Genomic DNA, 14379 nt, shown 5'->3' on the forward strand with positions numbered 1-14379 from the left:
AACACTTCAGATGACAATGCGCTATGCGCACCTAGCCTCTCATGACCTCGATGTCTGCTTGCCCGTTCTGGAGCGCCAGCCCAGAGAAGAGTGAGAACGACCTCTGGTCCAGCCGCGATTTTGACTGATAATCAGAATGCCAATTCTAATTATCAGTCTACGGATTGTGCTCGTCAAACACCTGCAGCGCACTAGGGTTTTTTTGGAGCTGAGGGGTAGCCCGTATTTGGCCTACTTCGCAACCCCGGCCAGCTACGTGCGGCCAAGTACTCCCTCATCAGCCTAAACCCTTACCGTCATCGATGAGGAATTATAACTTCTCCGCCGCCCCGGTACCCGGGCCCATCTCGGAAGCCGTCGTTGTTGTCGGCTTGACCCCGATCATACCTGTAGTTGCCTCGATCCCAGTTCCGATCACGGTCCGAACCACGACGGTGCCGATAGTGGTATCCATCTTCGCGGTCGGCCCAGCTTGATCCAGAATAGTAGCCACTTCCTTCGCTCACGCATCCTGAGAGCGCCAAACATGTTAAGCCGACTGCAAAGGAGATGCTGATAATTCGAACTGTCATTGGAGCTTCCGATCGCGGGTTTTGGTCAGCGAACTTGTGAAATGCACCAGAGGTTCCTGACCCCGCCGCCAAAATTCTAATGCCGTGAAATCGCTCGGCTTCGCTGAAAATGCAAAAGCCCGTCCCCGGGGTTATCCGGTAACGGGCTTGGGATGGGTAAGGGGGCTCGGCCTGCTGACGCCGCCGATGCTTAATTCCTCATGAAGTTGCCGTGCCCGTCAGTGGATGTCAGAGAATCGCCATTCAAGACGTACGTCTGGGTATGGGAAACGTTCAACGGCGGAGGCTCGTCAGACCTCGTGTTGATCGTCAACGAGACTGACTTACCACTGCGCTTCCCCTTTACAGAAAGGGTGTATCTGCTGGTGACTACCGTTCCTCCGGGGAAAGTTGACGTCATGACAGTCGTACCAGAGCCTGAGATCGTACCATTTCGGTCGGTCAAAGCGATCGTAGTGCCGTCGCCGGTGGACCATGTGCCTGAGACGGACGCATCACCGGCTGCGTCGTCATCGCCTTTACTGGCCTGGCGGGCGCCTTCAAATGCTGTGCAGTTCTTAATCTTTATGTCTGACTTACCAATAGGGCGAGTCCCGAATAGGCTTTCATTCTCGACAGCGCTATTTCGTATCACCGAAGTGTAAGGCGTCGAATTCACATAGAATTCCACCTTTGAACACGAGCCTGCAGAACTGGTTACTTCGACTTCGGTGCTATAGCTCGGCTTTGACCCTCCGGTGGAGAGAATCCTAATCGAACCAATACATGACCCGGCCTTTTTGTCGAAGTTGCATTCTGCAGAGGCAGTCTGTGCTGTAGCAGCCGCTATAGAGGCGGCGATAATAATGCGACGAATCATCTATTTCCCTCCTGATCCGCGGAAGTAGTGCAGAAAGGCGGCCTACACGCATCCCCCATTTGTGGGAATGCGCCGACAAAGACAGCCGTCAAGGTAGATGGACCGTTCCACACCGAGCCTGAAACACAAGAGCCGCTTCGCGGGCGGCCTGATTTGTGATCGCTTTGCACAATTCGGCACCATATTCGCCACGGAATTGAACAATATGTTACTGTTGATGAAGTTGATGGCAATTTTTTGCGACGACCTTTAACGGGCGGCGACATCAGATAGATATGCAGATCGGTTTGAGATGGTTCACGCAGTAAAACCGGTAACCGTGCTTTTTGAAATGACCGCGTCGTGCCAAAGCAGACCCCTCAGCCAGAACTCGCGCTCCGCCGCTTGGCGCCAACAGCGTCATTCGATCTTGTAGAACCCAGCAGTTCTTCCATATGGTCGCGCTTATAAATCGGTCGGCTGTGAAAGATAGTGGTATGCTCAACTCGGTCATGAATAATACCAAGTGGGACGAGGTCCGCTTGGCAATGTATGCGCTCGATCCGAGCCCGACGTGGAGTACACTAGTAATGAATGGCCACAGTTACGGCTCTGACGGAGAATGGTTCTATCACTTCCGCGACGGTGGATATGAAGACATCATCCATGTCGACATCCACGTGGCCACCTCCCAACAACGTGAACTCGTTCAATCTGCACTGAAGAAAATCCATGTGCCGGGCGAGGAGACAGCCGACGGTTCCCGTGTTTTCGGCTTCATCGAGCGCGGTCAATTCATCCACTACACCTGAATCGTAATTGCGTGTTCGGCAGTATCTGACTGAAGGACTGCTTGGTCCATCGGCTGGAATGTCTCCTTCGGGCCGTTTTTATACGGCCTCGGCCGAAAGCTGACCCAGCACGCACTGACTCGCCGCGAAACGGTAAGTAAGAGTGCCGCTTTTAGGTACAACAATGACGATGGCGCTACCTTTTGGGGTCTTGCCGGTATAGGTGCCAGCGAGGTCGCCAAACTCTGCTGCAAACGAAGATGCTGTAGCTGCAAGAAACGCAAATGAACTGATCAAAAGTGTGCGCATACGGTCCCCCAATAGAGTTGCGGGAGCAGCTTAACCGCAGGTCACGGATCTGCATCACCCAAAACGGGTGAGCGCCCATCTTTCTAGTATCCAGCCTACCGGAGAGTGGGATGGTGCCCCCGCCGAGGAGTTGAATCTGGATCTGCAGCAAACGAGGTAGGTGCTCTAACGTTGAGCTACGAGGGGCGTCTTCTTGTTTTAGGGACTGTTCATTCACAAAACGTCCGTAGTGGCTCTGCGCCCTATCTTCGCATCCGCTCATAAACAAAAAGAAACCCCTCGCGGATAAGTGCGAGGGGTGTGGATGGAGGTCCGCCAAGGCTACAACAAGTGCCCAGATGCGCTATCGCACAGGAAGCGTCACGCCCGCTTATCCGCAGGACCGAATGACTACCGGCGGAATCCCACGTGAAGCAGGTAAAGCCCGAAAAGAAACTGTAAAAGCACAACTGTCCAAAAGTGACCTTGCATCTGAGCCTCCGTTGTCGGGCCGCATAACGGCAATTGAGGACGCGGGTTCCCCTAAACAACCGTCACTTTTCGTTTGCGTTAAATGCCGATTAAAGGGCCCGGCCGGTGTTTCAGAATGAGAGCCACGCCGAGGCCCGCAGCCCAGACTCGCGATCAATCGTCCAGGTAAAGCTTCGCAAAACAGCGAAGAAATATGCCTGCCGCCAACCAAGGCGCCACGGCAAGTGGCAGAAGGTAGATATAGCGGCCAATGACGAATACCGCGCGATGGAAGATCCCATTTGCCAGACGCCAACACGGATAAGCAGGCGCCCCAAAGGGTATGAATTCCACGAGAGTCGACAGGGCGATCTTTTTAGCCGATGCGGCAAGTCACTGAATGCGATCTGATCCAATCTCTTATCTGTGAGTGGCATGTGGTATTTGGCACCCCGGGCCGTCACGCGGACGTCTCACGAATTAGAAAGCATCACGGGCTGGCTCTCGTGGCGGCGGCCAGCTCCTAGAGCGCGTCCGCTTTACTCGGGGTCATATCCGCACGATTTGAAGTAGTTGGTGCATTCTTGTGGTTCGAACAGCGTGACGATGTGGCCGACGGTATCCATAAGCCGTCGATCGTTCGCTCAGCTTTTGCGCGCAAGACGGCCTTGAGCTTCGCGAATGCCTTCTCGATTGGGTTGAAGTCGGGACTATAGGGAGGAAGGTAAAGCAGCCGGCAGCCCGCGTCTCGCGTGGCGTACGCCCTTGGCCTTGTGTGCGGGCAGATTATCCATGATGACAATATCGCCCTCTAGGTTTGATAACGAGCCCTTTTCATCAGTATCACAAGATTTGGTTCCACCAGCATCCCAACTGCGAGGTTCGAACAATGATGCGAATTCTTGCTGGCTTGGCTTCCACTGGTACCCTCGGCACGGTGGAGTTCCAAATTGGCCCGCTTCGGGGCGTGCCGTAACTGCTAAGGCCGTCCTTGGCGTCAGGGATTGTGGCTGCCGTGGTCCGAGCCCAGCTCTATTTCTGCCACGACTTCCGCGATGGGTATGACGGCAGAGATCGCAGATGCTAAGCTCACTGCATCGACCTTAGCGCCCATTTCGTCGTGGATCTCAATGCTACGTATCCGAAGTGTCTCTCCCGAATAAAGGTGCTCTGCCACGATGGCCCGTAGCGTACGACGCGCCTCGTCGCGGGCCGCCTGAATGTCGGCAAAGACAGCCCCTTTAAGGTCTCGGATCGTGTCGCCCTGTTCGCGAAGATGCAGGTAATAGGTTGGCATTCATTCTCTCCGTCAGCGCAATGCGATCGAATCCTACCATGGCGGGACCTGTTCGCAACCCGCGGCCAATCATCGCTCACAAGTGGGTTGCGCCTATTCTGACGGAGCCAGTCGCACGGGAGACCTCAAAGCCATTGAGCGTTGAACGCGAGCTCGCCACGGAAGACATTCTCGCCGGAACCATCGCGCACAATCACCCGGATGGTAGCGTGGGGAGACCCTGGAAGTTCCTCCCGGGTGACGTCACTCAGCTTCGGCGACGTGTCGTGGTATGTCACTTGCCGATGCCAGTTCCTTGCCCTCTTCGTCACGTTCAAGGCCTTGGCCGTTTATCACATCGAAGAAATAGCGTGCCATGCTGAGCTCCACAGTGTTGATGCGGCAAGTCAGATAAAGCAGCTAAGCGGAACGAAAAGTGCTGGTATTTGTCAAAACACGCCAAAAAAGACCCGCCGAAGCGGGTCAGTTGTCAGTCGTTCACGAGGAGCGCGCCAGAGACGGCTCTATTGTCAAACTCATCAGCTGTCGGAAGGTTTCGTGTCCGTTTCCGTACAAACTAACGGCTCGATGGCAATCACTCGCCACGGTCTCCAACGGACCAGCGCCCTATCATCACATCCGCTACCGATCTTACTGGAAGTTGCCACGAGAGCGAAGGTTGCTGTTGAACAAACCGGCTGCGGGGGACAGGCGCTCTCGTGTCTTCCAAGCAATGCGCAATCAGACTGTTTGTTCCGCATTCGTCGACTTTGTCCACAGCCGGAATGCCTCAAGCTGATGCAATTATCGAAATGGCACAAGTTTTGTGCGCCGAGCGGGTCAAATGATCAACCATCACCATTAGGACTGCATGAACCATCTTCGCGACTCATGCAGCAATGCCTTCATGACAAAGCGGTTCAGAAATTACCTGATGGTGTTGGCGGTTTCGCTGGCGATGTGGGCGGTAATTATCGGCGGACTCGTCTGGCTAATTTTATAAAGACCGCGCCTTATCATCGCCTCAGCTTAAGCATGGGGAAACCCCTCGCGGGGTAGTGCGAGGGGTTGGAGGTCCGCCAAGGCAACAGGAGGTGCCCGAGCGCCTACATTACATTTTGAGACGTAAACGTCACCCGAGCATCACGGCCCGTGGACATCTCCCGGTCGCTCACATTTTGCGGTAAAAGCTAGTCGTCCAGCACATTGAAAGCCTGGCGCGCTCTAAAAGAAGCGGACAATCCAGCCAAAGTGAGGGGCGACAATCTTGGTCCCAATTCGTGTTTCAAGTTTTGATATGCGAAACCGGGATGCTCGTGATCGACTATCGCCTGTACCGTGTCTGGGCCGACGTCTCCGTACACATGAACACGACCATGTTTGGTCAATATACAAAGACGCCTGTTCTTCGGCTCGTAGTGAACGCCTTTTATCATCCTAGATCGGAGCGGCAAAGTTACGGGCTCCGTGTTTCCAATAGTGTGAGCGTAGGTCATGGCGTTGTCCCTTGCTTGTTTCCTCCCGCCGAAAATTGTAGCGCCCTTTGATCTTCCGTCAACTCGTACGAAGCATGGTCCGTACCCTTGCGCCCTTCGCCTACGCATCATGCGACCGACGCTAGACGCCAGTCTCGAAATGGTACACTTTCTCCGCAGGGAGGAATTGGGGTGAAGGTTCAACTGCACATAATTCTGCTGCTATCCGGACTGCTGTTATGGGCCTTAGCTTTTCAAGGCACGCGGGGGGTGTACCAAGCGGCACATTCCGCTGGCGTCATACCGAACCTCCACATTAAAGCTCATTTGTCAGAGCTCCTTTAGCTCAGACAGCACCCAGCCCTATCACCTCACCAAGCGGCGAAGTAATAAAGTGCGCCTCCTAAAGCCAGAACTGCGGCTGCAAACATCGTGCCGGAGATCATATACCTGATATGCATTAGGTAGGTCTTTCGCTGCTCGAATGATAGGTGGCGACCGAGCCGATTTAAGAGGTCGCTCGGTCGCCGGCCGCGTCGAGGGACTTTGGAGCAATCCAACGCGACGTTCGATTGATGGGATGAAATCTGCCGTCTGACAAGTGAGCTTTTGAAGGCTGACGCGAAAAGCTCCTCGCGGGGTAGGTGCGAGGGGCCAGACAGGAGAGTCCTACGGGGCGATTATAGGTAAGCGCTTCTCCCCGATTATCATCCATTCGTAAAGGTACGTAGCCCGCCGCCAATCATCTTCGCTTCAGTCCAAGACTAGCTGGCGCGTGCTTGAAAGGCGCATGTCGGGATGACTCGCCTCAAAACCATTCCTGGCGAAGCGGATTAGCTCCTCACGGACTGCCCTGGGTATTGTCATGGTGGTCTCCACCGGTTCGCCCAAGAAAACGCCGTCGGCCAGCATCTGAAAAGGCTGGACCTGTAGAGCTGCTGAAACAATGAAAAGCCATGAAGCCTGATCAACACGCTCTTCCAAGTGGAAGATGTGGTTGGCATAGCCAGCGGAAACTAGCGCTGAATGCACCGCGACTTTATTTGGCCCTAGAATGACAAACGTGCCCATGCATCACCGATTGATGAATGATCGAAGAAAAACGAGCTAACGGAACAATATCTAGTTATGTTGCGAATTTCTACCCATCACCCTATCATCAATCTCACCTTTTTCAACGCACCTAACGGCGAGTGTAGACCTTCCCGCCACGAGAAGTCAGACTACTATTAAAAGTGTACGTCGCAGTTCCCGTTCCCAATGTAATCGTGAGTTGATCTGCACTCCTTGTTCCGGAGATAGAGAATTTCTCTGTATTTGTGACGGAAGGAATTTTCTGGCCTTGGTGCGTGAATATCGAAGTTATTGTCGTGTTGCCGGAGCCGGATATACGACCGTTCTTCTCGGACAATGCCATACTGGAGGAGGCACGAGTACTTCCGTCTCCGTTTTGATAATCATTGACCCAAGTACCGGAAATCAAGCCATCTAGCTCATGTTTGCAGACAACATGGGGTGAGCCAGCGTCGGGCGTGTGAGGTTTTGTCCGTTGATCGGTCGAGTGTGCGATATCGTAGCGTTCGACCGGATGACGCTGATATCCGTGAGGCAATGAAGCTGGTGGCGTCCGAGCGCCGTCGTTTCGGCTATCGCCGCATTCACGTCATGCTGGGTCGGCAGGGCATCATCATGAACCTGAAGAAACTGCGGCGTCTCTATCGCGAAGAGAAGCTGACGGTGCGCAAACATGGTGGACGCAAACGGGCTTTGGGGACGAAACGCCCTCTGGCGCTGCCCTCGCGTGCCAACGAGCGATGGAGCTTGGATTTCGTCAGCGACGCTTTCACAGATGGTCGTCGTTTTCGGGTTCTGGCCGTCGTCGACGACTTCACCCGCGAATGCCTGGCGCTGGTCGCCGACACGTCGCTCGCAGGCCGGCGGCTTGCGCGGGAACTCGATGCTGTCATCGCGCAACGAGGGAAGCCGCGAACGATTGTCTCCGACAACGTCCTATGTGGGCAAGCAAATCGGGAACAGGCCAACAGGATCGTTCCCTGCCATAGCAAACACAGGATCCATCGGCATGTCTGCTAGCAGCGACTGAGCGATTTGCTCGATACGGTTGGCGTCGCGTGACAATTCACGGAAAGGCAACCTGATGGATGATGGGTAGGAAAATATGGCGATCGCGCTTGATCGCATCCGAATCCAACGTGAGGTGCGCCGGGATCGGTGGTCGCCTCGCAGAGCAAGCAACGCGCACTTATGCGGCAATTGCCTGGCTTGTCATCGGCTCCATTGACCCTAGGTGGTCTAGGAAAGGAGCCAATATGAATCCCGAGCAGAGAGTTAAGCTTTATCAGGAGACCGTCGAGCGATTGCGTGCGGATCTGGAATGGCTCCACACGAGTGGATTCTACGTGCAGTCAGCTACAAATGAAGAGTTGGCCGTTGCTCTTGAACAGGCAGCAACCAGCTACCTAGCAATTATAGAAGAGTTTTCCCGTCCGCCGGGCTGACATCGCGCAGTTAATGCCTTGCGTCGCCCTGTCTTTCTTGCATCTTGCTGTAGCTGAGTCGACGGGAAATAAAAAACTCAGGTTTTATAGTGAATATCGTAGACCAGGCGCCTTTTGAGTGCTGCCGAAATCAGACGAGAGGCTTTGTCCCTTCAAAACGAAAGCGGACCCAGTAAACTGATCCCAGGGGATTCCCGCGCCAGACCGGCGAGATGCGCAAATCGGCGAGCCGCCCGCCCGCATCGGTCTCTCGGCAGACCTGACAAACCCGCTGTGGAGCAGACTGTCATCGACCGACGCTACGGCTGCCTGATCCTGATGACGCATTCCGCCAACCCGGACGGTCCAAAAGGTTCGAAGACTCAGACCTGGTTCTCGCTTCATCGGCAGCCCTGACGACCTGGCTGGCTTCTGCCGAAACACCAGGGGGTAGTCCTTTTGCCGGGATGACCGGAGAGGCGAACGATCTCGTCCGCCCCTTGAATAACCGCATGCCGGTCATCCTAAAACCGGATGATTACGAACGCTGGCTTCACGGCGGTATCGACGAGGTGATCAAGTTCCAGTTGCGCGAGACGATCTCCTCCGGGGACTTTTCCATGCTCGAGACCATGGACAGATGGCAAAGCGGCATTCCGCCCGCCCGATCCATTCCCCGAAAATCTAGCCGCTCTATGTTGTAGTCTTATCAGCTTGAGGAAAACCGCATGTGCAACCTGTACACTGTCCGCAAATCGGCCGCCGAGATCGCCGCCCACTTCGGCGTGCCGAACCTGATGGCATCGAACGCCGCGGAGGAAGTTTATCCCGGGACGCCGGGAATGGTGGTAACCGAGGCCGACGGCGCTCGCGAACTACGTTCGATGGTTTGGGGCTTCCCTTTGAGGCTGAAGGGTATGAAGCCGGAAGCCAAGCCAAAACCCGTCAATAACATCGCCGATCTTGGAGCGCGGATGTGGGTGGGCCTTGTGAGGAAACCGCAGGCACGGTGCTTGATTCCGTTAACGGGCTTCGCGGAAGCAGAAGGACAGAAAGGCCGCATGACGAGAACGTGGTTCTCGCATCGCGATGACCCGATCTTCGCCTGGGCCGGGCTCTGGCGCGTCAGCGATGAGTGGGGACCGGTTTATTCCGGTGTCATGACCGACGCGAACGAGGCGATCGCCCCGGTCCACAACCGGATGCCTGTCCTGCTCCATCGCGACGAATACGAGCGGTGGCTGCATGGAAGCTTCGATGACGCGCTCGCGTTTCAGAAACGGAGGTTTCCGCCAGAGCTGATCGTCATGGATCGCACGACGGAACTGTGGTCGAAGAGGAAGGCGGCAGCGGAAACTCCGCTTCTCCTGTGACCGCGACATCGGAAAGAAGAAAGGCTCGCTGTTAAGAGAGCGAGTTTTTCTGATGGAACGCACCGTACTTGGGAGGAGGATCGCGGTGCTGATGATGAAGCTACGCGATCATGGTTAACGACACCGTGCGTATTGATCGCCTACTTCGGCAGGCCTGCAAACCAGTCGGCATATGGCGTGTTCTTGGCCATGTATCGATTGTAGTCAGGCGATCCATCGGTCCACCAGACCTCTCCGCGCTCGCCAAGGCCGACCTTCGCCTCATCGACGCGCCTGCGCGCCTCGGCCATGGCTTCCCTGTCGCCTTTGGCATCCCGGACCGCACGCCGAGCCGCCATCAACTCCCCCACCAGCCTTTCCCGTTGGTGATTGCCGAGTTGGGGATTACTCTTGCGCCAAAGTCTACCTCGCACGACGAAATATCGGCCGTCCGGCGTGGCGGGGATGCACTGGTGACTCGAACGTTTCGCTGCCATCCCGCGAGAACTTCCCGGCGCTCCATTTGGTTTCACATTCCAGGTCCCGGCCTGCGCTACTCAGGGACTTGGCTGGTCAGGTCGCAACGTGATGAAATGCTCAAAGCCGTCGAATCTCTCGCTGATCAGCGCAAAGGACTGGCGCTCTAGGTCATTGCTGGCTTCGCGATGCTTTTCGAGGAACGCAGCCGAGGTGACTTTGATAGTCCTGACAGAACTCGATCCCTTGAGAAGCTTCTCAGGATCGGTGAGGTCTTCGCCTGTCACGAAGGTTATGTCGACCCGCTGCTTGGCACCGAGATGCAGCTTGGCAACCGCACCTCCGCCGAAATGGTAGATCAGGTAGAAGTGAACCCGACCTTCGCTAAGCCTGGCAACTGCATCCAGTATGAGCTGCCTGACGGGACCAAGACTTTCCCGCGCTTCCGGCGGCTCGCTTTGGCAATACAGCTCAAACTCGTCGATGTTTCCGGGCATGTGATCATCTCCTCCTGATCACCGAAGCAGCCCGTCAAGGTCGAAGTCCTCCCAGCCCTGAAGTCCGGATGCCGATTCCTCGGCGCCCCTGCCTGACTTCTTCGACCTTTTGCGCGGTCTCGACATCCGGGTCAGCTTCGCCTGGTACGCTGCCTTCGCTCGCTTCTGCGCCTTCGCCTCGGCATCCTCGACACGCCATTCATCGACGGCACCACGGTCAAGGAGATCCTCGACCAACTTCGGATCGAAGACATGGAAGGTGATCTGCCGAGCGCGTCCCGCAAGCCTCACGGTTCTGGTACCCGCACTCTGGAGACGTCCGTCCGCGAGCCAGCGGTGTCGCTCGCTGGAAGTCATACCAAGGATGTCCTGAATCTCGCGCGGGATGACTGGAAGCTCTTCAATGCCGACCAGTGCCTTGGAGACAGCCGGGCATGTCCGCAGGAATTCATCCTCCTGCTCCTCCGGCATGGCCAGCGTCAGGATCATTCCTTCAACATCAAGCGACTTTCGGATTGCGATGGGAAGCCGCGCCCGGATCTCGAGGAGGATGCCCTTGGCACGGACCGCCGATCCGAACGAAGCTGCCGGCGACAGTGTCCAAGCCTGGACAAGCGTGGGGACGATGGTGGTTTTCTTCGGCATCTCGACTAGATGGGTCCTAGGCCGTCGAGCGTCAACAAGGCACGGATCGTGTGACTTCAGCCAGAACACTCTGTTGTCCGCACCTCATGCGCCTCAGTGTAGCGCCATCGCCTTCCTTCTCCTTTCGACGAGCTTCTCCACCACCGGTATCAAGCGACTAGCACGGATGAGGATTTCGGTTCCGTACCTGCTTGAGGCGATGTCCGCCGCCATGCGATCGAGGCATCCGGCGATCTCCTCTAGCTGCTCTGCAAGATCCCGACGACCGATTTCCGACGAAGCGCGGGCCAGTCGGCTTATGCAGTCTGAGTACCGTTCCGCGACTATCAGGCGGCTGCTAATCTCGGATTCTGCAAGCGAGGCTCCGTATCGTTCACCGCAAAAACGTTTTTCTCCCATCGTCCGCCTCACAGAAGATGACGTGCCCGATGCCGCGGCCATTCGCGATCATCGTCCAACTGCATCAGAGCGGCTATCACGTCTGCGTAGCGGACGGGATGATCGAGTCCAGGAGGTTGGCGCAGGGCAGGCACGGATTCGACAGCATAGAGATCGGAGGCCCACGATGCGAGGATCGCGCGCTTCTCCTGGATGGAAAGGTGACGCGCCGACAAGATATCGCCGGGGTCATCGAAGTGGTCGTGGGGGCGGAGGATATGCGAAACGGCAACGGCCGCGTTTGCACCGCTACCGGACTTCGGGATGAAGGTGTCACTGTTCATCGATGTCTCCCAAAAACTTCAATTGGTGGTCAAAATTCTCAGGTCCAACAAAGATTGTCCCTGCAATAACAGGGTTCAAGAGGTTAAAAATCATCGCGTCGAAAAATTTTCACGTCAGGTCTTGAATCAGAAAATCCCGAAACCAGATCATTCCCCGTCAGTCGCCTATTAGGGACTGGCAGAACCCGGAGACGCAGGTTTCCGCGTCTCTATCCAACTCGCTTCAAGGAGGTTTTGGTCATGAGAACTGAATTCGACTTCGCACCGCTGTATCGGTCCAGCATCGGCTTCGACCGTGTGTTCAATCTCCTCAACAACCCGCAGCGCCCTCAGGCGATCGACACCTGGCCGCCGTATGACATCGTCAAAAGCGGTGACGACGAGTACCGCATCGTGATGGCTGTCGCAGGCTTCGGTGAAGGCGATCTCGACATCACCCAGGAACGCAACGTCCTGGTCGTGAAGGGCGGGAAGTCGGAGGAACAGCAGGGCGAATACCTTCATCGCGGCATCGCAGGCCGGGGCTTCGAGCGCAGGTTCGAACTTGCCGATCATGTCCGCGTCGAGGACGCATCCCTCATCAACGGCCTTCTGACCGTCTCACTTCGCCGCGAGATCCCGGAAGCCATGAAGCCTCGCAAGATCCAGATCGGCAGCCACGGCCAGGACGAGCAAGTTCTGCAGATCGAGGCTGATCAGCAGGCCGCATGATCACCTGACGTCGCATTCAGCGCTGCTCTCCGCCCAGTGTCGGGCGGAGAGCAGCATCTGTCCGTGCTTCGGCGGCATCTCCAACATAAGCCGAGTTTCCAATGTATCTCGAATCCAGCATGCAGAGCATGACCGTTTAAGAGCGGGAAGAGGCGTTTACAGACGTTGCCCGCCTTCTCGATAGCGCCGCGTTAGAGGCGATGATCGAGAGAAATTAAAAAAGCTGCAATCTTCTCCAAGAATTTGGCTGAAGCGATCCGCCTGAACGCGGATGAACTCCCGCGTGAGGATGCCCGTCGCGCCCAAAGGGTGATGCAGCAGGCAACCAATTTTATCTGCCAGTTCGAAACCATTCATCCCTACCGAATGCAAAGCCACTCCGTTCATTAAGAGCCTTGCATCCGTATTGGCATATTGAGGTCTTCCCGCAGGAACCTTGTTTCCGGCGGTTCGTTAGCGGGGTCCCTACCACGCAAACGGAGAAGTTCTATGGTCACCATGGTCGGCAACGAAGGCAACATCGAAAAGCTCGTCAAGGATCTGCTCTATCTCGAGCACGACGCGATCGCCGCATATGACTCCTGCATTGAACGGCTGGACGACAAGACACTCAGCGCCAAGATCGCCGAATTCAAGCAGGATCATCTCCAGCATGTCGTCGTGCTGAACGAGATGGCGCGCGAACTTGGCATAGAGGCCCCGACAGAAGGTGACATGAAGCAGATGCTGACGACGGGCAAGATCGCGCTCGCGGACCTCATGGGCGACGCGGCCATCCTCAAGGCAATGAAGACCAACGAGGATGACACGGTGACGGCCTACGAGCGTGCATCCCGCCACGAGGATGCCATCCCGCAGTCGAAGGCGTTCTTCCTCAAGGCACACCAGGACGAAGAGCGGCACCGGGCCTGGATGGAGACGACCGCGAAGGCGATGTGATCTTGAAAACGGGATCGATGATGCTCATCTGAGGGTCACCACCCACATAGCCGATGGCCTGCAGCGACTATGACGTCGCGCGTTCGCCGTCGCGGGTGACGAGGGCGCTCCCCATGCTGGGTCGAGCGCCCTCTGTATGTTTCCCGAAGTCGAGATCACATGACAGCGTCGCACCTCATCATCTTCCTCCACGGCCTCGGCGCATCCGGCGAGCAGCTCGCGCCGCTTGCCTCATCATGGCGCGCTCACCTGCCACGTTTCGCGTTCGCAACCCCGGATGCTCCCTTACGGAATAGCTACGGAGGTCACCAGTGGTTCAAAGTCGACGACATGCAGCTCGATCCTGGACGGATCCGTGAAGGGCGCGAGGCCTTTGACCGAAAGATCCGAGACGTCCTTTCCCGGGAAGGGTTCGAAGGCCGGCTTCAGGATGTCGCCTTTGTAGGGGTGTCGCAGGGGGCCATCGTTGCGCTGGACGCCGTGGCATCCGGGCGCTGGAGGATCGGCGCCCTCGTTTCCTTCTCAGGACTGCTACCTCCGACGTCGGTTTCCAGGGACAGTAGTCAAACCCCGATCCTACTTGTCCATGGAGCCGATGATCGAACCATTCCTTCGGTGGCCTCCACGGTCGCGGCGACGCAACTCAGGTCGGCGGGCTTCGATGTCGAATTGGATATCGAGCCGCGCGTCGGCCACACAATCTCGCTCGGTGGAGCTGAAAAGGCGCTCGCGTTCCTGGGTCGGACCTTTGAATGACGTCGTCACTCAGGCCGTTACGGAACATTGCTTTAAATATCCGGCGGAATATGCGAGATTGCGGATCTGCT

Annotated in this window: 16 protein-coding genes and 2 pseudogenes; 8 read left to right on the plus strand and 10 right to left on the minus strand. The window is 56.3% G+C overall.

From position 1 onward, the window contains the following. Window positions 1-1907 precede the first annotated feature (1907 nt). Entirely contained in the window at window positions 1908-2222 is a 315-nt protein-coding gene (locus tag KX729_RS30310) for a DUF6678 family protein (RefSeq protein ID WP_246617983.1), read from the plus strand. A gap of 78 nt (window positions 2223-2300) precedes the next feature. Here the strand turns inward: KX729_RS30310 and KX729_RS30315 are convergent, their stop codons facing one another. The 5 genes and pseudogenes from KX729_RS30315 to KX729_RS30335 all read right to left on the minus strand — a co-directional run bounded on the left by KX729_RS30315 (window position 2301) and on the right by KX729_RS30335 (window position 6782). Further along, a complete protein-coding gene (locus tag KX729_RS30315; protein ID WP_219746181.1) occupies window positions 2301-2510 on the minus strand; it encodes a DUF2147 domain-containing protein in 210 nt (69 codons plus the stop codon). Window positions 2511-3499: 989 nt separating this feature from the next. After that, window positions 3500-3769 (minus strand): annotated as a pseudogene (locus tag KX729_RS30320) (transposase); the annotation flags it as partial. Window positions 3770-3957: 188 nt separating this feature from the next. Beyond that, window positions 3958-4257: a DUF6894 family protein gene (locus KX729_RS30325; protein WP_219746182.1), complete on the minus strand. Its 300-nt coding sequence runs from the start codon at window positions 4255-4257 to the stop codon at window positions 3958-3960. Window positions 4258-4500: 243 nt separating this feature from the next. Beyond that, on the minus strand, window positions 4501-4614 hold the full coding sequence (locus tag KX729_RS34705; RefSeq protein ID WP_376776099.1) for a DUF6894 family protein: 114 nt from the start codon (window positions 4612-4614) through the stop codon (window positions 4501-4503). A 1850-nt stretch (window positions 4615-6464) separates the two neighbouring features. Next, window positions 6465-6782: a hypothetical protein gene (locus KX729_RS30335; RefSeq protein WP_219746183.1), complete on the minus strand. Its 318-nt coding sequence runs from the start codon at window positions 6780-6782 to the stop codon at window positions 6465-6467. A 417-nt stretch (window positions 6783-7199) separates the two neighbouring features. Between KX729_RS30335 and KX729_RS30340 the strand changes: the two are divergent. The 4 genes and pseudogenes from KX729_RS30340 to KX729_RS30355 form a co-directional block, all read left to right on the plus strand. Then, a pseudogene (locus tag KX729_RS30340) lies at window positions 7200-7718 on the plus strand (DDE-type integrase/transposase/recombinase); the annotation flags it as partial. A 185-nt stretch (window positions 7719-7903) separates the two neighbouring features. Beyond that, window positions 7904-8230, plus strand: coding sequence for a hypothetical protein (locus KX729_RS30345; protein ID WP_219746185.1), 327 nt, complete (start codon window positions 7904-7906; stop codon window positions 8228-8230). 392 nt (window positions 8231-8622) lie between these two features. Continuing rightward, window positions 8623-8913 carry an SOS response-associated peptidase family protein gene (locus KX729_RS30350; protein ID WP_376776103.1) on the plus strand — a complete coding sequence of 97 codons (291 nt, stop codon included), beginning with the start codon at window positions 8623-8625 and terminating at the stop codon, window positions 8911-8913. Window positions 8914-8937: 24 nt separating this feature from the next. Continuing rightward, a complete protein-coding gene (locus KX729_RS30355) occupies window positions 8938-9582 on the plus strand; it encodes an SOS response-associated peptidase (RefSeq protein WP_219746187.1) in 645 nt (214 codons plus the stop codon). Between the two features lie 140 nt (window positions 9583-9722). Here the strand turns inward: KX729_RS30355 and KX729_RS34490 are convergent, their stop codons facing one another. From KX729_RS34490 to KX729_RS30375, 4 genes are all read right to left on the minus strand, one after another. Next, a complete protein-coding gene (locus KX729_RS34490) occupies window positions 9723-9920 on the minus strand; it encodes a hypothetical protein (protein ID WP_312992804.1) in 198 nt (65 codons plus the stop codon). 198 nt (window positions 9921-10118) lie between these two features. Next, window positions 10119-10535 carry a hypothetical protein gene (locus KX729_RS30365; protein WP_219746189.1) on the minus strand — a complete coding sequence of 139 codons (417 nt, stop codon included), beginning with the start codon at window positions 10533-10535 and terminating at the stop codon, window positions 10119-10121. A gap of 18 nt (window positions 10536-10553) precedes the next feature. Then, window positions 10554-11180: a hypothetical protein gene (locus KX729_RS30370; protein ID WP_219746190.1), complete on the minus strand. Its 627-nt coding sequence runs from the start codon at window positions 11178-11180 to the stop codon at window positions 10554-10556. A 407-nt stretch (window positions 11181-11587) separates the two neighbouring features. Further along, the gene (locus KX729_RS30375) at window positions 11588-11902 is read right to left on the minus strand and encodes a hypothetical protein (protein ID WP_219746191.1); all 315 of its coding nucleotides are present in this window, start codon (window positions 11900-11902) and stop codon (window positions 11588-11590) included. A gap of 240 nt (window positions 11903-12142) precedes the next feature. On the opposite strand from KX729_RS30375, the gene KX729_RS30380 reads away from it, so the two are divergent. Further along, entirely contained in the window at window positions 12143-12613 is a 471-nt protein-coding gene (locus KX729_RS30380) for an Hsp20 family protein (RefSeq protein ID WP_219746192.1), read from the plus strand. Between the two features lie 156 nt (window positions 12614-12769). Here the strand turns inward: KX729_RS30380 and KX729_RS30385 are convergent, their stop codons facing one another. Continuing rightward, the gene (locus tag KX729_RS30385) at window positions 12770-13000 is read right to left on the minus strand and encodes a hypothetical protein (RefSeq protein ID WP_219746193.1); all 231 of its coding nucleotides are present in this window, start codon (window positions 12998-13000) and stop codon (window positions 12770-12772) included. A gap of 102 nt (window positions 13001-13102) precedes the next feature. Here KX729_RS30385 and KX729_RS30390 point away from each other — a divergent pair, with 102 nt between their 5' ends. After that, window positions 13103-13552, plus strand: coding sequence for a DUF892 family protein (locus KX729_RS30390; protein WP_109460060.1), 450 nt, complete (start codon window positions 13103-13105; stop codon window positions 13550-13552). A gap of 159 nt (window positions 13553-13711) precedes the next feature. After that, complete coding sequence (locus tag KX729_RS30395) at window positions 13712-14308, plus strand: alpha/beta hydrolase (protein ID WP_219746194.1); 597 nt, start codon at window positions 13712-13714, stop codon at window positions 14306-14308. The last annotated feature ends 71 nt before the right edge of the window (window positions 14309-14379 follow it).

The organism is Neorhizobium populisoli (assembly GCF_019430945.1).
Classification (GTDB): Bacteria; Pseudomonadota; Alphaproteobacteria; order Rhizobiales; family Rhizobiaceae; genus Neorhizobium; species Neorhizobium populisoli.